Raw genomic sequence first — 22171 nt, 5'->3', positions numbered from 1 at the left:
TTGTACTCAATCCGTCGGGTCTTGGTTTTCTGATGCAATCGCCTCCCCTTCGCCGAGGAACCGTCCAATTGCCCGCGTGGACGGGTTCTCGTCCAGCAGGATCTTGACAGCCACGAGGATCGGGACGGCGACGACCATGCCAATGATCGACCAGGTCCAGGCAAAGAACGCCACCGAGATGAAGACGACAGCAGGATTCAGGTTGAGCCGCCCCGAAATCAGGTAGGGCGTGACGAACTGGCCTTCAATCGAGGTGATCGCCATGTAGGTCCCGAACACCCAGAACGACACCGCAAGGTCTGTGCTTTCGCTGTATCCCACCATTGCCGCAAGTCCCGCTCCGGCCATCGCCCCGAGGATAGGGACGAAGTTGAACAGAAACGCAATGAACCCGAAGAGTATCGGATTGGGCAGGCCCAGCATCCACATCGCGCAGCCGATGGCCACACCGAGCCCGGCGTTGATCGCGGTGATCCCGCCAAGATAGGTGCCAAGGCGGTCAGTGACGGCCCGGATTGTCTCCACCGATTTGCGTTTGTCAGAGAAATTGTCGGAGGCCTGAACGACGCTTCTGACGAACTTGGAACCGGATGCGATCAGGAAGAACATGAGGATCAGGGACAATGCGATCTGCCCCAACACGGCAGGTGCCGTGGCAAGGAGACGCGACAGGAGAGTGGTGTCGGATGCCACCTCGACTTCGATCTTGTCCTCGGTGTCGCCGTTGAGCGCGTCCTCTGCCGTTTCGGCTGCTTCCTGCAATTGCTCCATCGCCTCGCCGCCGGCGCCAGCCAGGTCGCGCTGAACGTTGCGGATCATGTCCGGTAAATCGGTGAGCAGTGTTGTCAACGGTGTGATCAGAACACCGATGGCGACGACAATGGCTGCGGCAACGGCACCGGTGAAAAGCAGAGCGGTGACGGCGCTGGGAATCCCGAGCCGTGACAGGCGTTTGTCCAGCGGCCATGCCACGAAGAAACCCAGCACCGCCGCGGTCAGAGGCACGAGGAATTCGTGCGCCCAGTGCAGCATGTAGACTGCCGCCATCAGAAACAGGCCGATGACAGACCAATGCGCGCGGGGGGTGCGTTCAGATTTCATGGACTTTGCCTGGAGTTGGGGCCTTTCGTTTGCCCGGACGACCCTGCGTTGCCGAATGGAGGCGACGCAAGACATCCGAGGTATCTCTGCGGATCGGGCATTGGCATTCGCCTTGGTCGAGGCAAGTTGGGACGATGCTCAGGCACCCGATGGGAATTGGACACACGCCGGACTGCGCGGAGGACGCGTGGGGAATCCTCCAAATGAGTTGTCGGGCCGCCGGTAGTGGATCCAGCCGACAAGGGAATGTACGGCCAGTGCGTGGAAGTGCGGAAGGACGAGCGAATGCTACCACGGTAGAATGGCGCGCTGCGTTGCGGGCAGCGACCCGCAACGCAGAATCGCCCCATTTGTTTGCCGTTGTCAGAACCGGTCCACTCCTGCCTGCCGCGTTCCATGACACACTCAATCGTTGAGTTTCGACAGGACGGAGCCGTCACTTGTGGCTGAGCGCGAGGGGCTCGACGTGCCGGCGTCCTGTCGTTTTTCACTGTCGTTCAGCTCTCCCGTGATGGAATGATCGGTGCCCACGTGCATCCTTGCCACTTCCTCGTCATAGATGCGGTCGGCTTCGTCGAATGCGTCGAAACGGCGATCATCGTCACGGTCGGTGTCCTCGTCCGAGCTGCGCCGAGTCAGGAGGATGCCAGCCAGGGCCGCGCCTGCGGTCAGAGCAAGCCCACCAACAAGTGCCGGGTTCTCTCGCACGAAATCTGCGCTGCTCCGGGCGGAGCGCCGGGCCTGGGTGCGGGTGCTGTCGATCGCGTCAATCGCCTTCTCCCGGGCTTCAATGACTCGCGTCCTTGCAGCGTCGCTCATCTCTTCGGTGCCGTCGGCAATGTGACGGCGCAATTCCCGGGCTTGGCCACGGAGTTCCATGAGTTTCCGACGCCCCTGTTCGGCGACTTGCTCGGCGACGTCTTGTGCCTTTTCCACCGCAGTTGCATCGCTGGGCGGATCAGACGGGCCGTGAACCGGGGCGCCATAAACCGTTGTTTCCAGACCGGGGTCGCCCTCCGCTGGTTTGGGACCGTTATATGTGCCGACGGATCGATGCTCACTGGTTGCCACTGCCTGTGGCTGTGCGGGCTTCGACATTAACCAACTCAGTCCGGCCCCGACCATCGCGGTCGCAACAGGGCGTTGCTGGACGTTTTCCAATACCCGGTCGAGGATGGGTCGGACCAGATCGTCCGTGAGACCGCGGGCGTGATCCTTGGCCTCGTCGGCCAGGTTGTCGACAGAGAGCCGGTTTCCCAGTGCAGAAAGCTTGGCATCCAGCGCCATCCGTTCGGCGGCAATGTCACTTTGAATGTCATTGATATCAGACACGAGCGTTCTCCTTGATCATAGCTGCGTCACGACGGACGCTGTGAAAGGCCTGACGCGGGACGATGCTGGCACGGCGAAACATGCGGACAGCGACAGCATACAGGATTCCGGTGCCGGCCGCGAAAAGACCGGCGACGAGCAATGTCGCCACACCCGTCGCCATCCCGCCCGCGACCAGAAATCCGACCAGCGCACCGGCCAGCAAGTTCAATGCGATCATCGCCATCACGGCAGCACCCAGTAGCATCCCGGCGGCAACCGCGCCGCGCGTGACACCGTCGGAGACCTCGGCTTTCGCCAACTCCACCTCGTGCTGGAAGAGGCGCATCGCCTGGCGCAGGATGTCGGTGACCAGTCCGATTGTGGTTGTGTTCTGTTTCATGGCTGTCACGACTGCTGGCGCGACTTGTTCATCATGTTCGCGACTGCGAAGCCCAGAAGGGCAGCGCCGCCGATAAACACAATGGGATTGTTCCGCGCATAGCTGGACACGTCCTTGCTCAACTGGCCCAGATCCCTGTCACGGATCGCATCCGATGCGTCCGCAAGGCTGGCGGCCAACTGGCCGAACGTCCGCTCCTGCAAGGAGCCTTCGCGCAGGCTGTTCGCTGCGCCACGCAAGGTGTCGGATGCCCGGTCGACCGCGTTGCTGACACGCTCCGCAGTGGTGTCGGCGGTGTCCCGAGCGCTGTCCAGTATGTCTTCCGCGCCCGATTTCAGCTCTTGTGCGGTGGATTTAACGGCGTCGCCGGTCGTCTCGATGGCTTCGTCAATCCGCGCAGCCTTGGCATCGGATGAACCGGTACCCGATGTAGTGTCGGTTGGGGATTTCGGGGTGATCTTGCTGGGGTGCTGTGTCATCTTGGGTCGCCTCCTGGAATCGGGGAACGCGCCCGGGCCCAATGGCCCGGGCAATGGTATTGTCAGAGAGTGGGGAGATTACTCCCAGAACCCTTCGTCGATGCCTTCACGTTCTTCCAGCTGTTCCTCGGTGGCGCCGGTGACGAAGACCAGTTCGGCATCGTCGGCGTCTCCGTTGCGGATCATACGAACTTCGTCGATCCCGATGAACACGTGCTTGTCACCGATATCAAGAAAACCGCCGACCTCGGCCACGACACCGGCGATTTTGCCTTCCTTGTCGAACATCACGTCTTCAATTTCGCCGATCCGGTTCCATTCGGGATCAAGCCCGGTCATTTCGACTTCGAGATCCCATTTGTAGCCGTCCTGCGTTGCGGTCGTGTAGATGTCGGCTGCTGTCATGTCGCGGGCTCGCAGCATGTCGTCTGTCATCGCCATTTCGGCGGTTGCAGAGGTTGCAAACGTCAGGGCTGCTGCAGTGATAATGCGCTTCATTGTGATCTCCTATCTGTTGTCCGTTTGTCTGCCAGCCTGCTTGCCGGCGCTTGTGATAAGAGAACGCCGTGTCCCGGATATGGTTCCCGCTGACCTGTCGGATTCTTGAAATATTTTGTGTTGGCGGTTTTGTTTTATGGTCTCGACAAGATCATGAAATAAAATGGTTTTCTGTAGTCGGGCAAGAAGGATGATTCAGAGGGTTTTTCGTGTTGGCCAGGCAAAAAAAGCACCCGATGCAATTGCTTCGGGTGCCTTTTCAAAAGAGGGGATTTAAGGTCCGATCAAGCCTGTACGGAACCTGACCGCGGACCGGCGACGAGCCATGCGATAAAGCCGATAACCGGCAAAAGAAGGATCACGACTGTCCAGAGGACCTTGGATCCGGTCGATGCGCTCGAACTCAGTACGTGGTACAATGCATAGACGTCCGCGATCAGGACCAGAATTCCGAAAATACCATATTCCATTTCAGTGCTCCATTATCTGCCTACCGAAATAAAACCCTGAACTCATGCATGAGTTCCATTGATCGCGACCTTTTTTTGAAGCCAGTTACGGCATTTCGGAATCCGCAACTCATTCCGCTTTTTGGGATGGGTCGAGCAGGTTTTCCTCGTTTTCGCCCAGGGCGCGTTCGCGGGAGGCGGCTTCGGTTTGGGCGTGTTCCTTTCGCGCCGGGTCCGATGCCGCAGGCAGCGCCGTCTCATCGGCCGTAGATGCGGCGGGACGCACCGGTCTTTCTTGCGCGGCCTCGTGATGGGGCGGACCACCTGGCGCTTGCCCGTCGAGCCGCACGCGGTAAATCGGTTCAGGCAACCCAAACCCAGCGGATTCCAAGGCCGTTTTCGCGGTTCGAATGGCTTCTCCGCGGGCTTTCGGAAAGCTCGTCTTTCGTTGATCGACCCAGCCTGTGAATATGAGGACCACGTTGGAGTCTCCGACCTTTTCCACCCATGCGCCGACTGCCGGGTCGTTGAGCACGAAAGACAAACCCTCCAGCGCAGCCACGGCCGTTGCCATAGCAGCCGCCAGGTCGGCATCGGCGTCGACCCCCAGCTCAAAGTCGAAACGGCGGTGTGGGTCGCGGGTGAAATTGACAATCCGTCCCTTGTAGACGGTCGCATTCGGGATGCGGATGTGGTTGCCTTCGGGCGAGATCAGGATGGTAGCGCGAGAGGTGAGGCGCGCGACGATGCCGGTATCACCTTGAATGTCCACGAAGTCGTCGGGGCGAAACGGTTGCCGCAAGCTGAGCAGGATCGAGGCGATGAAATTCTCGACCGTGTCACGAACGGCAAAACCGAGGGCGAGGCCAACGACACCGGCGGCACCAAGCACCGCGCCGATCAGTGCGGTGGCGTTGAGGATGTCCAGCGCCAGAACGACACCAAGTACGATGAAAACAATCCGCGCGACTGCACGATAGACATCGGAAATGAACCTGTTCGGCGCGATCCTGTCCCAGACCGGAAGCCGGGAGGTCAGGAACCAACCACCGATTGCCACGACGAGGAATGCGGCGACAGCGACGAGAAAGATCGGCGCATTGGCCATAAGGTCTCGCGCCCGGTTCGCAATTCTCTCGGCGGCCGGTGTCAGGCGCTCTTCGAGCGAGGCGCTCAGTTCGGTTTTGTTGTTGATTGCCACAACACCTGCAACGCGGTCGGCAATCTTGGTCAATTGATCCTTTGCGGTGTTGTCTATGACTGTCCCGCTGAGCGTAACCACACCTTCGGAGACCGAAACGCGCACCTTGTCATAGCCGCTGAACTCCCGCAGCAGCCGTTCGATCCGTCCCCGGATCTCGGCGTCACTCACCGCATCAGTGCCGACCTCGATTGTGCTCTCCGTCTGAACCGGCTCGGACGCCGACTGCGCGGAAACAAGGCCCGGCAGGGCAAGAAGCGCCGCGCAGAAAAGGAGGAGAGACAGTTTTCTCATGGGGTCCTAGATCCCGTTTTTTGCCGTGTGGAACCCGGTGGCACGTACTCAAGTTCAGGCCACGTACAGGTTTTATCGCCCGATGGACGCGCCACTTGGAAAGCCCCCGCAAGAGGGCACCGATCCTGCGCCAAACGGCGTCAGACCGGTGCGAAGTGGATGAACGGGTCGCCATCGCGCATGACGTGTCTTACGCTCGGATCGACAGCTCCAATTCAAACGGAGCCAGGTTTCGGACCCGCGAAGTACCAGACGATCAGCCCCAGCACCGGCAGGAACAGAATAACGAGTGTCCAGATGATCTTTGCGGCGGTCGTCGCCGACGATGAAAGTATCTGGATGATCGCGTAGATGTCAGCCACCAGAACGACCAGACCGATAAGGAATTCCATTCACCTTCTCCTTGGTTTGCCAGGGTACAAAACCCGCGGCTGATGCCTCCGTCGGCGCGTGTTGGTGCGAACGACGCTAGCTGCCGCTTCGCTCGTCCGCAGACGGATCGAAGATCCAACGCGCAAGCCCCTGAAAGGTTCCGCAGCGTTGGCGCATGTGGCAATGGTAGCCCACTATTTGCCCTGCCGCCAATTCCACCAGACGGCCGCGATGGCCAGTACGCCAAGGGCTCCAATGGCCATGTGGCGGGCCGTGACACCGGTGCTCTTGACCTCGCCTTGCTCGTAGCGCGGATCGAGCAGGCGTGTCTCCGCCAGCACATCTGCAATGACACTGTCGCCGCCCTCGGCCAGTTGCCGGAGGCCACGCCCTTCGGGTGCATTCAGGGCTTCGACGGCTGATAGAACACGGGCTTCCTGCGCGATCCTGTCTTGCAATCGCGGCAGGTCCACGCCGAGATGCTCGGCCAGCATTCGATCCCGGAACGTCGAAATCGTCTCCCGGATCTCGGGAGTGGTGCCTTCCAGCGAAAGATCGCACTCGGTATCAAAACCCATCGAACGCTGGTTGAGGTTGCTGGAACCCACACGGAGCAGAATATCATCGATCACACAAAGCTTGGCGTGAACGTAAATTGGCTCTCCCGCCGTGTTGACGGGCACCCAAATGCGAAACCTGTTCTCGTGGTCAGCCTCCGCCAATCGCGCAATCATCCGCGCCCGGGTCTCGTGCATGGCCTCGTGTTCTATCGCGCTGAACGCCCGTGTGGGGTTGATCACGATGATGTCCGGGCCGCCGGTTTCCTTCAGTCGCCGCTCCAAGGCGTCGGTCACCGTGTCAGACGCAAAATACTGGCTTTCGAGATAGATGGTCTCCTTTGCCGCGGCAATCCCATCCAGCAGCTGCCGCTCGATTTCGCACACCAGGGGCGTGTCTTGTTCGGGCGGTTCGGTCCTTGAGATCGCGACGGGCACATCGCTGCAATCAACATCGAGACCATTCGGCCACACAGGCGTCTCGGCCGGTGTCGGCGGGGAAAGACGTTCGCCGGTGGCGCGCTCCCAGCGGGTTCGGGCGAGGTCGCCGAAATCGGATGCAACCGGCCCGGTAACGGCCGCAGCCACGTCATGCCAGGGCGCCGCCGGTGAGCCGTCACGCAGGTGGCGCAGTGGATTTCCGGGGGCGTGGTCTGGCGTGTCCCAGCGGGCGTCGGTCACATCGATGCCACCGCAAAAGGCGAGCGCGTCATCGATGACCACGATCTTCTGATGGTGGCAGGCGCCGACGGGATGGCGGCCATCGAAGGCCAGCCGGATCCTGTCAGACCCTCCGAGGCCAAGCTTGAGCGCGGGCACCACGCGGCCGGGCGCAAACACGGTGGAGCCGGTCCAACGGAGGAGAAAGATGCTCAGGTTCGGCTCGCGGTCAACCAGCGCTTCAAGGAACGGCCCGACGTGGTTGGGCAGCCCGTCCGGTGCGTTTCCGTCAGCATCGCTCTCGCCCGGAAGCATCTCGATCTCGAAATCGAAGTCCCACCCGATCAGCAGGACCTGATCCCGTGCCTCGCACAAGGAGTGGCGCAATGCCTTGAAATAGGCAGCCCCATCGACGACCAGGGTGAAATCCTGTGCCGTGCTCTTTCGCCAACAGTTCCGGCCCTCAGAAAGGAGCCCGGCCGTTCCCATGGCCGACGAGGTGTGCTCTTCGTTCATTGCTGCTCCGCTTTGTCCCTTTGTAAAGGTAAGTCCGCCGGTGAGAAATGGTTCCCCTTTCTACATGAGAATCTCATCGTCGACCTAATAGCGCCATCTCGGAAACCTCAGTTGGGCAGGGTCCGTTTGGGTGGCCGTGGATGACGAAGTGCCCGCGAGTAGTGATCCCCCAAAGTCGGAGCTATGGAGACGCCGGTTAAACGGGGCAGGGCGTGGTTTAGCGTGTCCCGCCTAGGTTGCTCCTTCGTCGCTTGTTGAGAGACTGTGCAATGTTGATCTACTTTTCGGCAGAGAATGCAAGCGGTCGATGCGGTACGTGAGGTTCGAATCCTCGTGCGGAGCTTGCTGAATGATCGCGAGATCGAGATCCGCCACGAACCTGCTCGTTCTTGGACAACCGGGTTCGGCCCGGCTTTTGCAACCGAGATCTGCAACGCGCATTCCGGGCGGCATGCAGCCTCGCACGCCCATGCGCTTCAGGTCGCCGCGGCCGGGATCAGGCTCGGGTCTGCGATCGCGTAGATTTTAGCGACGTGGTCGAGGGCCCGGAGCCCCTGTTGGGCAGGGGTTTCGAACACCCGGTTCTGCCTGATGCAATCGACGAAATGTCCGATCGTGTCGGTGTAGCTCTGCTGGTAGGCTTTCTCCGGGTCGAAATCGCATCCCGGTTGCCCGGGCAACGCAATTCGCCATCCATCGACAACCGGCACCTCACTCCCGGTCAAGGCAAGTCGATCCCGCGGCAAGGGCGGCGCACCCGGAACGCAGAAATCCCCGATCAACCGGCCCGGAACACCACCCGCGACGAGCGTGATCACGGCAAGGTCCTCGCCGCGGATTGCCATACAACGACGATCCAGTCGGGCCGAGTGGATCTCGACCGGGCCGAACAGGAATTCGAGAGTGTCGAGGTGGTGGATCAACAGTTCGAGGACGAGGAAGCGCGGCATGTCGGCAAAGAACGGTTGGCGCTCAAGTGCCGGGAAGCTGCCGTCGGGACGGGGAAGCAGTCCGGAGCTTTCGACCCTGAACTCGAAGCCCGTGGGGCGTTGGAGAGTGTCCTCCTCCATGGCCATTCTGAGTGCGCGATACTGCGGCCGCCAACGCCAGTTCTCGTGGATCATGACCCTGGCCCCATCGGGCAGACGATCAACGATCCGCCGGGCGGAGGCGTGGTCGGGGGCGAGCGGCTTCTGACACTTGACGTGCAGGCCATGCGACAGCGCCTCGTCGATCAACGCGCCATGGATCGGCGCGGGCGCGACGATGTCCACGGCATCCAGTCCGATCTCTGCCATCTCAGCCAGCGAGGGGAAGGCCTGCGCGCCCGCCGCCGTGGCGCGGTCGCGGGCGCGTGCAGGATCAGGGTCAGCCACGCCGACAAGCGTTGCGCCGGGGCAGTCGCTCCACCCGGCGATGTGATACGCGGCGACCATGCCGGCCCCGACCAGTCCGACGCGAAGGTCACCCGCCATCGTCATTGTCCCAGCCAAAGAGCGTGGCAGCGGTTGCATCGGCGGTGCGTTCATCGGGCAGAAGTGCGCGCCCCCAGTCGAGGCATTCCGTGTAGGTCGGCGTCGGGCCATCATGGTTGATGAAGGGCCAGTCCGATCCCCAGACGAGCCGCTCAGGCCCGAAGGCCGCCATAACCTGCTCAAACGGCGACAGGTTGTTGCGCCAGTCGCCGCTAGGGGCCAGCCGGAAACCGCCGGACACCTTCAGGAGGTTTCCGGGCGCGTCGGCGAGGCGGCATATGGCGGCGACAGAGGCCGGATTGGATACATCGAGCCGGCCAAAGTGATCGATTAGAACCGGCACGTCATCGAGCCCGTCGAGCAAGGATGGCAGGGTCTCGGGCGTGCCCTGCACCTGCACCAGCAGCCCGGTAGACGCGATGCGGCGGGCCATGTCGCGGAGCGCGGAGATCTCTGCCGGAAGTTCGCGGCTGTGTGTCAGGTTGAGCCGAACACCGCAGACGCCGGGTTGCCGGGCGAGGCGGGTGATCTCGTCCGGATCGTTCCGGGCAACGACGACGGCGCGGAACCGCTCGGGCGCCCCGGCCATCGCAGTGAGAATGGCGCTGTTGTCCGTGCCGTAGGTGCTTGGCTGCACGAGGACTGCACGCGAGATGCCTGTTCGGTCCATCTGTTGAAGCAGCATCTCGATGGTGCCGATTTCGTCCGGGGCGGGCCGGTATCCGGGGCAGGGCGAAGGATAGGGGAAGCGGGCCGGGTCGAGGATATGGGCCTGTGTGTCGATCATGCGCCGGAGGATGTGCCCAGGGTGACTTCGTTGGCAAGTGCATCACCGTTGCGGAAGCGGTCGATATTGGCAAAGAGCGCGGTCATCTTGTGGCCGAGCGCGTCGCGGGTTCCGGCGGAGATATGCGGGGTAAGAAAGACGTTGGGCAGGCCGCAGAAGGGGTTGTCGGGGTCGATCGGCTCCCCTTCGAACACGTCAAGCCCGGCGGCAAGCAAGCGGCCATCGGCCAGCGCCGAGGCAAGGGCGGCATCGTCGACGATGCCGCCGCGCGCGGTGTTGACCAGAATGGCCTCGGGTTTCATCCGCCCGATCACCTCGGCCGAGATCAGGTGACTTGTGGCATCGGACAGCGGCAGGTGCAGGCTCAGGATGTCGGATTGCGCGATCACGTCGTCGAACGCGGCGGGCTCCGCCGGAAGGTCGGCAGAGGCGGGCACTGCGGGGTCGTGGTAGAGCCGCCGTGTGCCAAAGGCGGCGAAGCGGCGGGCGGCCTCCTGCCCGATGCGGCCAAAGCCGATGAAGCCGACGGTCTTGTCGAAGAGTTCCACGGAAACGGGCCGCAGCGCGTTAACGTGCCAGCGGCCCTGTCGCAGCTCGGCATCGGCAAAGGCCGCGCGCCGTGCCGCGCCGAGGGCGAGCAGGACGGTATGCTCGGCCACGCCGATGGTCGTTCCTTCGGGCGTCAGGGCGAGGCGGATGCCGCGCGCGGCCAGCGCATCGGTTGCCACGGTATCATGGTAGCCGACGCCCTGGTGATGCACCAGTTCGAGCTTTTTCGCGGCCGAGATCACTTCGGCCGTCAGTGGCTTGGCGGCGACGATGGCGACCTCGCATTCGGCGATCTTTGCCTTGCGTTCGGCATCGTCATCGGTGTCCAGCGTGACAAGCTCCAGCCCCTCGCCCATGCGCGCGGCAATCATGGCGTACATCTCTGGCGTGCCGAGGGAATTGTAGTAGACGCGCAGGGGGCGGGGCATGCGGTTCACTCCGTGAAGCTGAAGATGTCGTCGAGCGGCAGGTCGGCCAGCCAGCCGGGCGCTGTCGCGCCGGAGGAGACGGCCTGTTCCATCGAGGCTTCCTTTGCGCGGACATTAGCGAGCTCTGCCTTGGCGGAGGCGATCTGCGCCGAGGGGATGACGACAACGCCGTCCTCGTCACCGCAGACGATGTCACCGGCCGCGACTGACACGTCGCCCGCAACGATTGGCAGGCCAACTGCCCCGGGGCCGTTCTTCTGCGGTGAGTTGGGGCTGACGCCGGCGGCAAAGACGGGGATGCCGACCGCGTTCGCGCCCGAGGTGTCGCGGACGACGCCGTCCGTCACGATGGCAACGATCCCGGCATTGCGGGCCATGCCGATGAGCAGGTCGCCGCAGACCGACGAGGCCATGTGACCGCCGGTCGTGATCACCATGACGTCACCGGGTTTCGCCAGCCGCAATGCGGCCCAGGGGGCGAGGTTGTCGCGCGGCCCGGCGTCCACTGTCAGCGCGGACCCGGCAAACCGATTTGCCTGTGTGATTGCCTTGATCGGCGCATCCATGGCGCCGGTCCGGCCAATGGCGTCCACGATGTTGCCCACGGGTGCGTCGGCAAAGGCGGCGATGTCTTCGGCCGGGGCACGGTCGATGGAACGGGGTGCGCGCAGCACGTCCGAGTAACTCATTGGGACACTCCAGGTTGGATGGCGACGCCGCTTTGCGGGTCAAAGAACCGGGCAAGAGCCGGGTCGCAGGAAAGGTGAATCGTGTGGTCGATCTCGGCCGCCGCAATGCGCCCGCCCCGCACGATGACGGGCTTGTCGCCGCCGGCATCGACATGGATCAGCGTTTCGGCCCCGAGCGGTTCGAGCGAGATCACGCGGCCGGAAATCACCGATTGGGCGGCATCGTCGGTCGAGGTGAGGTCTTCGGGCCGGATGCCAAAGGTCACCTTGCGTCCGGGGGCAAAGCCCGCATGCGCGAGCCGTCCGCTGCCGGTCTGGATGCCACCTTCGTCCGTGGTCGCCGGCATCAGGTTCATCGGCGGGTTTCCGAGGAAACCGGCGACGAAAGTGGAGGCGGGATTGAGATAGACGTCCATCGGGCGCCCGATCTGGGCAACCTCGCCGTCCGACATGATGCAGACGCGGTCGCCCATGGTCATCGCTTCGACCTGATCGTGGGTGACATAGATCATCGTCGCGCTCAGGTCCCGGTGCAGGCGGACCAGTTCGGCGCGGGTGGAGACGCGCAAGGCGGCATCGAGGTTGGAGAGCGGTTCGTCGAACAGGAACACCTTCGGGTCGCGCACGATGGCGCGGCCAAGCGCAACCCGCTGGCGTTGCCCGCCCGACAGCGCGTGCGGCTTGCGGTCAAGATACTCGGTCAGGCCGATGGAGGCGGCGACCTCGTCGACCCTGCGTTTCACGACGGCCCGGTCGGTCTGGCGCCGTTTCAGGCCAAAGCCGAGGTTGTTGCGAACGGTCATGTGGGGATAGAGCGCGTAGGATTGGAACACCATCGCGATGTCGCGGTTCTTGGCCGGCACGCCATTCATGCAGGCGTCGTCGATGGAGAGCGTTCCCGAAGTGATGCTCTCAAGCCCCGCGATCATCCGAAGGGTCGTGGACTTGCCGCAGCCGGAGGGCCCCAGCAGCACCATGAACTCGCCATCGGCCACGGTGATGTTGACATCCCGCACGGCCGAATATGCGCCGTAGCTCTTGCAGATGTTGTCCAGTGCAACGACTGCCATGTGGTGGGTTCCTTATTTCACGGCGCCGGCCGTCATCCCCTGGATGAGGCGTTCGGAGAAGAAGACGTAGATGAGGACGACGGGGACGATGGCGATCATCAGACCGGTGGCGATCATGCCGACATCCTCCAGCTGGTCGCCGAGGAAGCGCAGCACTCCGAGCGGCAGGGTGCGCTTGTCGTCCTCGGTGATGAGCACCACCGCATAGAGGAACTCGTTCCAGAGCAGAATGGTGTTCAGGATGATGGTGGTGGAAATCGCGGGGAGGGCCACCGGCAGCGAGATGCGCCAGAAGATCGCCCATTCCGAATACCCGTCGATCCGGGCCGCATCGAACAGGTCCTTGGGGATGCGGGCAAAGAAGGATTCAAGGATGTAGATCGTCACCGGCATCTGGATGGCGACATAGACCATCACCAGTCCGACACGACTGTTGTAGAGCCCGTATTCCACCATGATCTGAAAAAGGCCGATCACGGTGACCTGTGGCGGGAAGATGATGGTGGAGAAGATCAGCAGGTAGATCAGCCCCTTGAAGCGGAACCGGTAGCGGGCAAAGCAATGTGCCGCCATGCCGCCGACGATGGTCAGGATCGCCACGGCGGAGAACACGATTGTCACGGAGTTGAAGAAGTAGGTGTCGTAGTTGCTTTCGGTCCAGGCGGAGGCGAATTTCCAGAAATGGAGGGTTTCCGGCAGGGCGTAGGGCGCGGCCGAAATCTCGGTCGTTGTCCGCAACGACATCATCGCAACCCAGACAAACGGGCCGGCGGAATAGGCCGTGTAGATGGCGATGAACATCAGGAGCGCCGCCATGCGCAGGCCGGAGGGGGAGAGCGTGCGTTGCATCAGTATTCCAGCTTGTCTTTCTGGCGGAACAGCCGCGTCAGGGCGAGCACACCGGCCATGACGATAACGAACCAGACCACGGCGATGGTGGACGGGTAGCCGAGATCGAACGTGCTCCACTGAAACGCGCGTTTGTAGACGTAGGTGGAGACGGTCTCGGTGGCCCAGAGCGGGTTGCCTTGGGTCGTGACCCAGACAAGGTCGAAGATCTTCATCTTGCCGATGAAACTCAGCACGATGAGGTTCAGCAATGTCGGGCGGATCAGCGGCAGGATGACGAACCAGAGCTTGCCGAACCAGCCGCAATTGTCGAGTTCGGCCGCTTCCAGCACCTCGGATGGCAGGGAGGACATGGCGGCCAGGATCACCACCATGTTGAAGCCGGTCCACATCCATGTGGTAACGGCGATCAGCGCAGGCAGGGCGGTGTCCGGGTGGCCCAGCCAGGGCTGCGCCCAGCCGTCGAGGCCGATCCAGCGGAGAAAGGAATTCACCGCACCCCAGTCGTAGTTGTAGATCCACATCCAGAGGATGCCGACAACAACGTAGGACATGAGGACCGGCGTGAACCACGCCACGCGCAGGAAGCGCGAGAAGGGCACCTTGGCGTAGAGCGCGAGCGCAAGGATCGTGGCGATGGACACTTCCATGAGCGGCGCGACAGTGGCCCACGTCAGGGTGTTGCCGACAGCCTTCCAGAAGATGTTGTCGTTCCAAAGTTCGATGTAGTGAGTGAAGCCGACCCATTCGGCGGGTTTGTTGGGCACGATCAGGTGCGTGGAATTGTAGATCGTCCGCATCACGGGCAGCGCTGTGAAGGCCGCGTAGATCAGCAGGGCCGGAAACAGGAAAGTCGCGATGGCGCTGCGGGGATTGGCGTGGTCGCGCTCCTTCCGGGGCGGGGTGGCCACGGTCGCAGGCTGAGTGCTCGCTGTCACGAAACTGGCTCCGGATTGGCTTTGGGGATTTGAAGGATCCGGGGACGCGGCCATGCGCCCCCGGACAGTCGGGAGGAGATCAGTAGGCCGATTCCATCATCGAGATCGCTTCGTCCACGCCGATCAGACCGGCGGGGAATGCCTGGTTGATGACCTGGGTGAAGGTCTCGCGCGGGGTGCCCTGCATCTGCTGAACAGGAATGCCGAAGGTGTATTTCGCGCCTTCGTTGGCCGCGGCGAGTTTCTGGAAATAATCGGCGTTCTCGCCCGTGATCTTGGACGCATCGGACTTGATTCCGGTGCCGACGAGATTGGCTTCGAGCCAGGCATTGCCCATCTCGGGTGTGGCCATCGAGTTCAGGAAACCGGCGGCGAGATCGGCGTTTTCGCTGGAAGCGTTCACTACGAAAGAGCCGCCCACGGCGATCGTCTTGCACTCGGGGCAGGCTGCACCATCGGGGATCGGGCCATTCACGATGCCCAGGTCGAACCCGTCCGGCTGGCCGCCCTCATCCGGCGCGGCAAAGGCGCGGGATGGGTAGAACGACCCCATTTGGAGCATCGCGGCACCCGGCGAGGTGTGGAAGTAGCGGTGCGCTTCGCCCAACTTGATCGAGGAGAAGGATGCCGGGAAGGCACTCGCGTCGATGATCTGCTTGGCATAGTCCAGCGCTTCTTTCACGCGCGAGTCGGACCATGCCACGCCTTCGCCCTTCAGCAGGCTGCGGTAGTCGTCGGTTCCGAGTTTCTTGACCAGGATTTCGTGGGTCAGGAATGCACCGGGGTAGGGACGGTCGCCCACACCCTGCGCAAGCGGCGTCGTGCCGGCATCGGCGATTTTCTGAACGGCATCGACGAAGGCCTGGCCTTCCATGCCCGCGACCGGTATTTCGATACCGTTTTCCGCCATCACCGCGTTGTTGACGTAGGTCTCGACCGTCCAGGCCTCCAGCGGGAAGCCGTAGACGCCGCCTTCGTAGCCCCAGACCTCGGTGGCCCACGGCTCGATGTTGTCCCAGTTCAGCTTGTCTGAAAGATCCAGCACCAGATCATTCTGCATGTATTCGGTCTGGTCGGACTCGGCATAGAAAATGTCCGGTCCCTGAGCTGCCGTCAGCGCGGTCTTCAGCGCCGCGTACAGCGGCTCCTTCTGATACCAGCTGATGTTGATCGTCACGCCGGGGTTGGCCTCTTCGTAGGCCTTTGCCGCGTTCTCCACGAACTCGACCTTCGAAGCCTGGTCTGCCCAATGCGACCAGAGCGTGATTTCCTGAGCACTCGCGGCATTGCCGATAATACCTGCGGCAAGCGCCAGCATGGCGGTAGTCCTGAGCATCTTGTCCTCCCTATGGGCTTTCATTTGCCCTGAACATAAGGCTTGTCGAAATCGCAGAATTCGTCAATAATTTTATTGATAATAATAAGAGATCCAAATGTATGTATTGAATTCAATAGGTTGTGGCGGATTGTTTTCCGATGGGCTCGCGCCAGGGATGGCCGCGATACTCGCTCGTCAGCCTGATCTGGATACGGAGGACGTCGAAACAATGCGCGAGAACGCGTTGATCGGAAAGGCATCCTGGAACTCCGCCGCGCGGTCCCATGTCGAGGTTCGGGACGGGGAGATTCGGGGGAATGGTGCGATTCTCCCGCTTCGAAGGGTGGCGGCCGGCGACGTGAAAAGCCCGCCGATTGTCCATGTGCATGGGGGAGGGTGGTGTATCTGTGATCCTGAAACACACCTTTCGATTTACGCCGGTCTGGCCCTGGCCTCCGAACGCGAGGTCATTGGACCGCATGCGCGATGCGCGCCGGAGCATCCATTTCCCACGCCTCTGAGGGACACGATGGCCGCCTTGCGAGAGATCGCCCGGACAAGTCCGGCGGGCATCCTGCTGTCTGGCGATTCCGCAGGCGCAAACCTCGCGCTTGCCGCTGTCCTTCGATGCAGAGACGAAGGCAACCCGTTGCCAGTGCTCGGGCTTTCCCTTCAGTACGGTTGCTATCGAAGGGTCTTCGACACGCCAAGCCATTTGGAGTGGGGCGATGGCCGGGCGGGGCTTGGAACCGAAAGGATGCGATGGTTCTGGGACATGTATGGCCCGGGAAAGGCGCCCTACGGTGATCTGCGCAATGCCGATTTTTCGGGACTGCCGCCGACACATTTGCTGGTCGCGGATGCCGATCCGTTGCGCGATGACAGCCTGTGGCTCGCGGACGAGCTGTCCCGGGAGGGTGTCCATTGCGAGGTCGATCGTTTTGTCGGCATGGCGCATGGGTTCATCCATTATGCCGGCGATCTGTCCGAGGCCGACGAAGCCTTCAAACGGATTTCAAGCTTTTTCGATCGGGTTCTGAATGATAGCACCGCTGCTGCATCCGGGACCCACCCGCCCCTGTGATCGGGCATCGGCCCTGTCATGCCAAAGTGAGACGGAATGAAGAAATGGCAAAGCCAGAACAGATAGCGGCGCGGCGCGCTGGAACGGGGCGTGACGAGCTTCGCCAGCACCTCGAACTCGATCTGGTTCTTGGACGTCTGAAGCCGCGCGAAAGGCTCGTCGAGGACGAGATCATGGAACGGTTCGACGCCAAGCGTCATGTCGTTCGCGGCGCACTTTCGGACCTGGAACACGCTGGTCTTGTCGAGCGTCGGCCCAACAGGGGGGCAATGGTGCGGGAATACAGCCTCGACGAGGTCGAGGAACTGTATACCTTTCGCGCCGACCTGCATCGGCTTGCGATCGTCCGGATGCGCCTGCCACTGGCGGAGAAGGTTGTCGCCGACCTTGAGGTGCTTGCCGGGCGCCACGAGGCGGCCATCCGTGACGGCGATCTTGCGACGGTTATCCTGTGCAACAACGCCTTTCACGACCTGCTCTTTGACCAATGCGACAATCGTTTCGTGGCTGACAGCATCCGGCAACTCGGATCGGCGAGCCACGCGATACGGTCCTATCGGGTCAATGATCCGCAGCTTCTGGAACAGGCGGCGGCGGAGCATCGGGAGATGATCGCTCTGGCGCGCGCGGGCGAGAGGGAGGCCCTCGCATCGTTGTGCGTTCGGCACATCCTGCCGTCGAAGGACCTGTACCTGCGCGATCACGCGCCGGAAGGTTCGACGTCGGGTGGGTCGACCTGAACCGGACGTCCGGTCGACGCACGTCTGTCTCAATTCGTCTCCACTGGCCGGGACCGCATCCGGGACACGGTTTCACGCTCGGCGCGCTTGCACCGGATCGGCGGCAGGTCGCGGTCGATCAGGTCCATGTCGTCCAGAACCATGTCGCCCATCTGCTTGAAGGCAACATCCATGGCGCCGGCGCGGTGGGCAGAGCGGAGGAAGCCGGGCAGGGTGCGCACCGGGTGGTCGGCGGGCAGAGGTTCTTCGGGGAAGACATCGCTGGCGGCGACGATATGGCCCGAGGCGACGGCCTCCATCAGGTCGTCGAAATCGACAACATCGGCGCGGCTCAACAGGATCAACCCGGCGCCGGGCTTCATGCGGACGAAAGCGTCCCGGTTCAGGAACCCGCGGTTTTCGGAGGTGACGGCGGCGACGACAAACACCATGTCGGAGCTTTCCAGTAGTTCCGGCAGACCGCAGGGCGTTACCCCGGCATCGTGCAGAAGCGAGTCCGGCAGCCAGGGGTCGTGCACGACTATGTCCGCGCGGAACCCGGCAAGCAGGCCGCACAGCGCGCGGCCGAGGTCTCCGAAACCGATGATCCCGATCCTCCCGCCGGCCAGCAGACGTGCCGCCGCGTTGCCATCGCCACCCCAAAGCTCCCGTCCTTCGCGGAAGGCGAGGTCGGCGTCGATGATCCCACGCACAAGGCACAGAGCGAAACCGAGCCCGATCTCCGCCACTGGCTGGGCAAAGACGGCGCCTGTGGTCACAACGTGGATGCCGCGCGCAAACAGCACGTCATAGGGCATGTTGTTGATAAGATTGCTTTCCACATTGAAGATGCAACGCAGGTTCTGCATGCGGTCTAGCAGGTCCCGCGACAGGGGCGGCTGGCCGACGATGTAGCGGCAGCGGTTCAGTGTCTCGGCGGGAAGCTGGCCGACCGCTTCGGCCGTTGTCTCGTGGACGTCGTAGTCCTTGAAAAGGCGGTGCTTCTGCGGCTCGGTGAAGATCAGGTCCAGAGTGCGTGGCTCCGGGGCAGAGATGACAAGCGGGCGATCTGATGCGCTCATTGGGAGGGGGAACCCTTCGTGATTGTGCCGGCAGGAACCGACCCCGTCAGTGGCGGCGGTCCACAGGACGCCCGGCAGGTGAGAATCGATGGCAAGGTCATGGTTTGCAGGGGGGCTGCGGGCGTTTCCAGCCGCGCCAGCAGGGTCGAGATGGCGGCTTCCCCAATGGCCTCCATGTCGCGTTCGATCATGGTCAGCGGCGGCTGGATCAGCGCCGACGCCTGGCTCTCGTCGGCCCCGAGCAGCGACAGGTCGTCCGGAATGCGCAGCCGAAGCTCCCGCACGGCCTGCACCGCTCCGAAAACCTGCTGGTTTGCACCAACGATCAGCGCCGTGGGGCGATCGCCGGTCAGCATCCTTATGGCGGCGGCGTAGCCGTCCTCGACCGTCTGGCGCGTATCGACCACGTGAGCGGGATCGACCGGTAGGCCATGGCGACGCATCGTCTCCAGGAAGGCCTCGGTCCGCTTGCGGCCGGGACGCATCGAGTTCGGGGACATGATGATCCCGATTTTCCGGTGTCCGTGGGCGATCAGGTGCTCCACGGCTTCCGTCATTGCGTGCGTGTGTTCGGACAGCACGCGGTCCATCGCGATCCCCGGTGAGCGATCGACCAGGACGGCCGGAACGGAGATGTCGGACAGGGCCGCGCGGGTCCGGGGATCCTGATCATTCGCGAGGAACAGGATCATGCCATCCACAACGCCGCTCTGGAAGTCCTTCAGGTAGTCAAGCTCGACTTCGACGTTGAACCCGGTGCTGCCGAGCAGGAACCGATAGCCCATCTCGCGCAGGCGGTCGCTGACAACGCGGGCAACCGAGCCGTTCGTCGCGTTTGAAATGTCCGGCAACAGCAACCCGATAGTCCGTGTCCTGTCGGACCGCATGCTCTGCGCGACGGCGTTCGGACGATATCCAAGTGCCTGCATTGCATCGAGGACCTTTCGGCGCGTGTCCTCGGTGACATTCGGGCGACCGTTCACGACCCGGCTGACGGTCATGTTGGAGACCTCGGCCACACGGGCCACATCGTTGATCGTCGGCTTGCGCTTCACGTCGTGCTCCCTCTCCGTAAACGTTAAACTTGTTGCCGGGGACGTCTGTCAGGAGAAAGCCCAAAATTTTTGTTGACGTCAACATAATTCCATTTTGGCACCTGTTGACGTCAACATTGGGTGTTCCCGCTGCGAAGCGCGGCGGTTTGCCCGTGACTGGGAGGTCTTGATGCGAGTTGGTGTCATCGGCTGCGGGTTCTTTGCAGGCAACCATCTGCGCGGCTGGCAGGAGGTCGAAGGCGCCCGCGTCACCGCAATTTGCGATTCGGACCCGGAGCGGCTCGAGGCCGCCGTCGACATCGCTGGCCACGATGTGCAGCGATTCCGGGACGCAGACGATATGCTCGGTAGCGGCCTCGTCGATTTCGTGGACATCATCACGCCACCGCACACCCATTGCGCCCTGATCCGGGCTGCCGCCGCCGCTGGCGTGCCGGCCATCGTTCAAAAGCCACTGTCGCTCGATCTGAAAGAGGCGGAGGAAGCCGTGGCCATGATGGAAGCGCGCGGGCTACCGCTGATGGTGCACGAAAACTTCCGTTTTCAGGCCCCGATGCGCCGCTTGCTTGACGTGGTCCGCGGGGGAGAGATCGGCAGGCCGACCTATGCACGCGTCGCCTTTCGTACGGCGTGGGATATCTATGCAGGTCAACCGTACCTTGCCGATCTGGAACGCTTCATCCTGTTCGATGTTGGTGTGCATGTGGTCGATCTGATCCGCTCCGTGCTCGGCGATGTTGTGCGGGTGTCCTGCGAGACTGACAGCATCCGCCCCGGGATCACCGGCGAGGATTCCGCGACCCTGCTGCTGCGCCATGAAAACGGGGCCATTGGCGTTGTGGAATGCTCCTACGCCAGTCCGGTGCCGGGCGACCCGTTCCCGCAGTTCCACGTCACGGTGGAAGGGACAGACGGCGCGGTCGTGCTCGCGCCCGACCTCGGCGTCACCATCCGAAAGGGAGCCGGTGAGCACCGCGAAGTGATCAAGCCGGAGGTTCTGCCGTGGATGGAGCCTCCGTGGGAGGTCGTCCAGGACAGTGTCATCGCCATCCAGCGCCACTGGCTCGACTGTCTTTCCGCGCGCCGCGAGACCGAGACGTCCGGGCGCGACAACCTGCAAACATTGCGCGTGATCGAGGCAGCCTATCGCGCCGCCGGATCCGGACGGGCCGAAAGACCCGTCGCCGCCACCTGACCGCCAGACCGTTTCAACATCCAAGGGAGGAATATCATGAACCGGAGAGAATTCACCAAGGCAGCCCTTCTGGGCGCGGTCGCCGCAGGGCTTCCCATTGCGTCCTTCGCGCAAGGAAGCCGCACGATTGCTGTCATGTTTGACAGCCTTCAGTCGCCGTTCTGGATCTCCAGCTTTGACGCCTTCAAGGCCGAGATCGCCGAGCGGGGCTGGACGATGCTGGAAAACATCTCGAACCTCGACGACAGCCGCCAGTTCCAGCAGGTTCAGTCCATGATCGAACGCGGCGTGGACGGCATCGTGATCGTGCAGACCGACGCCAATGCCGTGATCCCGGCCATCCGTGCCGCCAATGCCGCCGGCATCCCGATGGTGCACTACAACCGCCCGCCCGCCGAGAGCGATGCGAAATCGGTGGCCGTCCAGGCCGACAACCGCACCATCATGCGTGACACGGTCACGGCGCTCGTCGAAGAGGCGAAGAAACAGGGGGGCAAGTACAAGGCGGCGCTTCTGATCGGGGATCTGGGCGATCAGAACGCGATCGCGCGCCGCGACGGTTTCTTCGATGTCGTCGATCAGAACACCGATACGGTCGAGGTCGTTGCCCGCATCGCCACCGAGTGGAACGCCGATGTGGCCTTTGCCGGGCTGACCAACGCGCTGCAGGCCAACCCGGACATCAACTTCCTGGTTACCTCGTCCGACTTCCTGCACCCGCAGATCGAACAGGCGCTGAAGGTTGCCGGCAAGTGGCACAAGCGCGGCGAAGAGGGCCACGTCCTGTTTGCCGGTTTCGACGGCGACGAAGGCGGTTATGCGCGCCTCGCCGACGGGTATCTGGATGCCGTGGGCGTGCAGAACGTGTTCTTCGAAGTCGACCTGACGCTCAACGCGCTTCAGGACATGTGGGACGGCAAGGAGGTCGACGACCTTCTGCTCGACCCTGGGTTCGTCATCACCCCGTACAACTTCGAAGAGAAGCGTGACGAGATGTGGGGCTACCTGGTCTGGAAATCCCAGAACGGCTGACGCCCGAGATCTCGAAACCCCCGCCCGGCGCTCCCGAAGCCGGGCGGGATATCACGACGC

At 62.5% G+C, this 22171-nt stretch carries 23 protein-coding genes; 4 read left to right on the top strand and 19 right to left on the bottom strand.

Annotation, left to right across the window (positions count from 1 at the left end):
- Nucleotides 1-6: 6 nt before the first annotated feature.
- The 17 genes from CLV78_RS16105 to CLV78_RS16020 all read right to left on the bottom strand — a co-directional run bounded on the left by CLV78_RS16105 (nucleotide 7) and on the right by CLV78_RS16020 (nucleotide 15962).
- Entirely contained in the window at nucleotides 7-1101 is a 1095-nt protein-coding gene (locus tag CLV78_RS16105) for an AI-2E family transporter (RefSeq protein ID WP_158263559.1), read from the bottom strand.
- Nucleotides 1102-1506: 405 nt separating this feature from the next.
- Nucleotides 1507-2433: a DUF3618 domain-containing protein gene (locus tag CLV78_RS16100; RefSeq protein WP_106205892.1), complete on the bottom strand. Its 927-nt coding sequence runs from the start codon at nucleotides 2431-2433 to the stop codon at nucleotides 1507-1509.
- Nucleotides 2426-2815 carry a phage holin family protein gene (locus CLV78_RS16095; protein WP_106205890.1) on the bottom strand — a complete coding sequence of 130 codons (390 nt, stop codon included), beginning with the start codon at nucleotides 2813-2815 and terminating at the stop codon, nucleotides 2426-2428. The genes CLV78_RS16100 and CLV78_RS16095 overlap by 8 nt, the downstream gene beginning before the upstream one ends.
- A 5-nt stretch (nucleotides 2816-2820) precedes the next feature.
- The gene (locus tag CLV78_RS16090) at nucleotides 2821-3294 is read right to left on the bottom strand and encodes a hypothetical protein (protein WP_106205888.1); all 474 of its coding nucleotides are present in this window, start codon (nucleotides 3292-3294) and stop codon (nucleotides 2821-2823) included.
- A 78-nt stretch (nucleotides 3295-3372) separates the two neighbouring features.
- The gene (locus CLV78_RS16085) at nucleotides 3373-3792 is read right to left on the bottom strand and encodes a PRC-barrel domain-containing protein (RefSeq protein WP_106205886.1); all 420 of its coding nucleotides are present in this window, start codon (nucleotides 3790-3792) and stop codon (nucleotides 3373-3375) included.
- Between the two features lie 284 nt (nucleotides 3793-4076).
- Nucleotides 4077-4262 carry a PLD nuclease N-terminal domain-containing protein gene (locus CLV78_RS16080; protein ID WP_106205884.1) on the bottom strand — a complete coding sequence of 62 codons (186 nt, stop codon included), beginning with the start codon at nucleotides 4260-4262 and terminating at the stop codon, nucleotides 4077-4079.
- 109 nt (nucleotides 4263-4371) lie between these two features.
- Nucleotides 4372-5736 carry a mechanosensitive ion channel domain-containing protein gene (locus CLV78_RS16075; protein ID WP_106205882.1) on the bottom strand — a complete coding sequence of 455 codons (1365 nt, stop codon included), beginning with the start codon at nucleotides 5734-5736 and terminating at the stop codon, nucleotides 4372-4374.
- 215 nt (nucleotides 5737-5951) lie between these two features.
- Entirely contained in the window at nucleotides 5952-6128 is a 177-nt protein-coding gene (locus tag CLV78_RS16070) for a PLD nuclease N-terminal domain-containing protein (protein ID WP_106205880.1), read from the bottom strand.
- Between the two features lie 174 nt (nucleotides 6129-6302).
- Nucleotides 6303-7841: a phospholipase D-like domain-containing protein gene (locus CLV78_RS16065; protein WP_245925117.1), complete on the bottom strand. Its 1539-nt coding sequence runs from the start codon at nucleotides 7839-7841 to the stop codon at nucleotides 6303-6305.
- Between the two features lie 476 nt (nucleotides 7842-8317).
- Nucleotides 8318-9316, bottom strand: a complete 999-nt coding sequence (locus tag CLV78_RS16055) for a Gfo/Idh/MocA family protein (protein ID WP_158263558.1) — start codon at nucleotides 9314-9316, stop codon at nucleotides 8318-8320.
- Nucleotides 9306-10103, bottom strand: a complete 798-nt coding sequence (locus CLV78_RS16050) for an amidohydrolase family protein (RefSeq protein ID WP_106205874.1) — start codon at nucleotides 10101-10103, stop codon at nucleotides 9306-9308. Before CLV78_RS16050 ends, CLV78_RS16055 begins: the two co-directional genes overlap by 11 nt.
- Nucleotides 10100-11080: an NAD(P)-dependent oxidoreductase gene (locus CLV78_RS16045; RefSeq protein WP_106205872.1), complete on the bottom strand. Its 981-nt coding sequence runs from the start codon at nucleotides 11078-11080 to the stop codon at nucleotides 10100-10102. Before CLV78_RS16045 ends, CLV78_RS16050 begins: the two co-directional genes overlap by 4 nt.
- A gap of 5 nt (nucleotides 11081-11085) precedes the next feature.
- On the bottom strand, nucleotides 11086-11769 hold the full coding sequence (locus tag CLV78_RS16040; protein WP_106205870.1) for an RraA family protein: 684 nt from the start codon (nucleotides 11767-11769) through the stop codon (nucleotides 11086-11088).
- Nucleotides 11766-12839 (bottom strand): ABC transporter ATP-binding protein, encoded by a 1074-nt coding sequence (locus CLV78_RS16035; RefSeq protein ID WP_106205868.1) that lies wholly within the window; start codon nucleotides 12837-12839, stop codon nucleotides 11766-11768. Before CLV78_RS16035 ends, CLV78_RS16040 begins: the two co-directional genes overlap by 4 nt.
- A 12-nt stretch (nucleotides 12840-12851) precedes the next feature.
- Nucleotides 12852-13688, bottom strand: coding sequence for a carbohydrate ABC transporter permease (locus CLV78_RS16030; protein ID WP_211301009.1), 837 nt, complete (start codon nucleotides 13686-13688; stop codon nucleotides 12852-12854).
- Nucleotides 13688-14626 (bottom strand): carbohydrate ABC transporter permease, encoded by a 939-nt coding sequence (locus CLV78_RS16025; protein WP_211301008.1) that lies wholly within the window; start codon nucleotides 14624-14626, stop codon nucleotides 13688-13690. Before CLV78_RS16025 ends, CLV78_RS16030 begins: the two co-directional genes overlap by 1 nt.
- Before the next feature lie 79 nt (nucleotides 14627-14705).
- Nucleotides 14706-15962 (bottom strand): ABC transporter substrate-binding protein, encoded by a 1257-nt coding sequence (locus CLV78_RS16020; RefSeq protein ID WP_158263557.1) that lies wholly within the window; start codon nucleotides 15960-15962, stop codon nucleotides 14706-14708.
- A 211-nt stretch (nucleotides 15963-16173) separates the two neighbouring features.
- Here CLV78_RS16020 and CLV78_RS16015 point away from each other — a divergent pair, with 211 nt between their 5' ends.
- Nucleotides 16174-17028, top strand: coding sequence for an alpha/beta hydrolase (locus CLV78_RS16015; RefSeq protein ID WP_158263556.1), 855 nt, complete (start codon nucleotides 16174-16176; stop codon nucleotides 17026-17028).
- Nucleotides 17029-17072: 44 nt separating this feature from the next.
- Nucleotides 17073-17768: a GntR family transcriptional regulator gene (locus CLV78_RS16010; protein ID WP_106205860.1), complete on the top strand. Its 696-nt coding sequence runs from the start codon at nucleotides 17073-17075 to the stop codon at nucleotides 17766-17768.
- 29 nt (nucleotides 17769-17797) lie between these two features.
- Here CLV78_RS16010 and CLV78_RS16005 read toward each other — a convergent pair whose 3' ends face one another.
- Nucleotides 17798-18829 (bottom strand): hydroxyacid dehydrogenase, encoded by a 1032-nt coding sequence (locus CLV78_RS16005; protein WP_106205858.1) that lies wholly within the window; start codon nucleotides 18827-18829, stop codon nucleotides 17798-17800.
- The gene (locus CLV78_RS16000; RefSeq protein WP_106205856.1) at nucleotides 18826-19884 is read right to left on the bottom strand and encodes a LacI family DNA-binding transcriptional regulator; all 1059 of its coding nucleotides are present in this window, start codon (nucleotides 19882-19884) and stop codon (nucleotides 18826-18828) included. Before CLV78_RS16000 ends, CLV78_RS16005 begins: the two co-directional genes overlap by 4 nt.
- Before the next feature lie 169 nt (nucleotides 19885-20053).
- Between CLV78_RS16000 and CLV78_RS15995 the strand changes: the two genes are divergently transcribed.
- Both CLV78_RS15995 and CLV78_RS15990 read left to right on the top strand, forming a co-directional pair.
- Nucleotides 20054-21079: a Gfo/Idh/MocA family protein gene (locus CLV78_RS15995; protein WP_106205855.1), complete on the top strand. Its 1026-nt coding sequence runs from the start codon at nucleotides 20054-20056 to the stop codon at nucleotides 21077-21079.
- 36 nt (nucleotides 21080-21115) lie between these two features.
- Nucleotides 21116-22111 carry a sugar ABC transporter substrate-binding protein gene (locus CLV78_RS15990; RefSeq protein WP_106205853.1) on the top strand — a complete coding sequence of 332 codons (996 nt, stop codon included), beginning with the start codon at nucleotides 21116-21118 and terminating at the stop codon, nucleotides 22109-22111.
- The last annotated feature ends 60 nt before the right edge of the window (nucleotides 22112-22171 follow it).

The sequence above is a fragment of the Aliiruegeria haliotis genome, from assembly GCF_003003255.1.
Lineage (GTDB): Bacteria > Pseudomonadota > Alphaproteobacteria > Rhodobacterales > Rhodobacteraceae > Tropicimonas > Tropicimonas haliotis.
This window is presented reverse-complemented; position numbering and strand designations above follow the sequence as displayed.

What these genes read in the sequence shown, in the direction of transcription:
- CLV78_RS16035 (WP_106205868.1), bottom strand. Translation starts at nt 12,839, where the DNA reads ATGGCAGTCGTTGCACTGGACAACATCTGCAAGAGCTACGGCGCATAT.
- CLV78_RS16085 (WP_106205886.1), bottom strand. Translation starts at nt 3,792, where the DNA reads ATGAAGCGCATTATCACTGCAGCAGCCCTGACGTTTGCAACCTCTGCA.
- CLV78_RS16005 (WP_106205858.1), bottom strand. Translation starts at nt 18,829, where the DNA reads ATGAGCGCATCAGATCGCCCGCTTGTCATCTCTGCCCCGGAGCCACGC.
- CLV78_RS16065 (WP_245925117.1), bottom strand. Translation starts at nt 7,841, where the DNA reads ATGAACGAAGAGCACACCTCGTCGGCCATGGGAACGGCCGGGCTCCTT.
- CLV78_RS16095 (WP_106205890.1), bottom strand. Translation starts at nt 2,815, where the DNA reads ATGAAACAGAACACAACCACAATCGGACTGGTCACCGACATCCTGCGC.
- CLV78_RS16055 (WP_158263558.1), bottom strand. Translation starts at nt 9,316, where the DNA reads ATGGCGGGTGACCTTCGCGTCGGACTGGTCGGGGCCGGCATGGTCGCC.
- CLV78_RS15990 (WP_106205853.1), top strand. Translation starts at nt 21,116, where the DNA reads ATGAACCGGAGAGAATTCACCAAGGCAGCCCTTCTGGGCGCGGTCGCC.
- CLV78_RS16045 (WP_106205872.1), bottom strand. Translation starts at nt 11,080, where the DNA reads ATGCCCCGCCCCCTGCGCGTCTACTACAATTCCCTCGGCACGCCAGAG.
- CLV78_RS16090 (WP_106205888.1), bottom strand. Translation starts at nt 3,294, where the DNA reads ATGACACAGCACCCCAGCAAGATCACCCCGAAATCCCCAACCGACACT.
- CLV78_RS16020 (WP_158263557.1), bottom strand. Translation starts at nt 15,962, where the DNA reads ATGCTCAGGACTACCGCCATGCTGGCGCTTGCCGCAGGTATTATCGGC.
- CLV78_RS16040 (WP_106205870.1), bottom strand. Translation starts at nt 11,769, where the DNA reads ATGAGTTACTCGGACGTGCTGCGCGCACCCCGTTCCATCGACCGTGCC.
- CLV78_RS16105 (WP_158263559.1), bottom strand. Translation starts at nt 1,101, where the DNA reads ATGAAATCTGAACGCACCCCCCGCGCGCATTGGTCTGTCATCGGCCTG.
- CLV78_RS16010 (WP_106205860.1), top strand. Translation starts at nt 17,073, where the DNA reads ATGGCAAAGCCAGAACAGATAGCGGCGCGGCGCGCTGGAACGGGGCGT.
- CLV78_RS16030 (WP_211301009.1), bottom strand. Translation starts at nt 13,688, where the DNA reads ATGCAACGCACGCTCTCCCCCTCCGGCCTGCGCATGGCGGCGCTCCTG.
- CLV78_RS16080 (WP_106205884.1), bottom strand. Translation starts at nt 4,262, where the DNA reads ATGGAATATGGTATTTTCGGAATTCTGGTCCTGATCGCGGACGTCTAT.
- CLV78_RS15995 (WP_106205855.1), top strand. Translation starts at nt 20,054, where the DNA reads ATGCGAGTTGGTGTCATCGGCTGCGGGTTCTTTGCAGGCAACCATCTG.
- CLV78_RS16075 (WP_106205882.1), bottom strand. Translation starts at nt 5,736, where the DNA reads ATGAGAAAACTGTCTCTCCTCCTTTTCTGCGCGGCGCTTCTTGCCCTG.
- CLV78_RS16070 (WP_106205880.1), bottom strand. Translation starts at nt 6,128, where the DNA reads ATGGAATTCCTTATCGGTCTGGTCGTTCTGGTGGCTGACATCTACGCG.
- CLV78_RS16050 (WP_106205874.1), bottom strand. Translation starts at nt 10,103, where the DNA reads ATGATCGACACACAGGCCCATATCCTCGACCCGGCCCGCTTCCCCTAT.
- CLV78_RS16015 (WP_158263556.1), top strand. Translation starts at nt 16,174, where the DNA reads ATGCGCGAGAACGCGTTGATCGGAAAGGCATCCTGGAACTCCGCCGCG.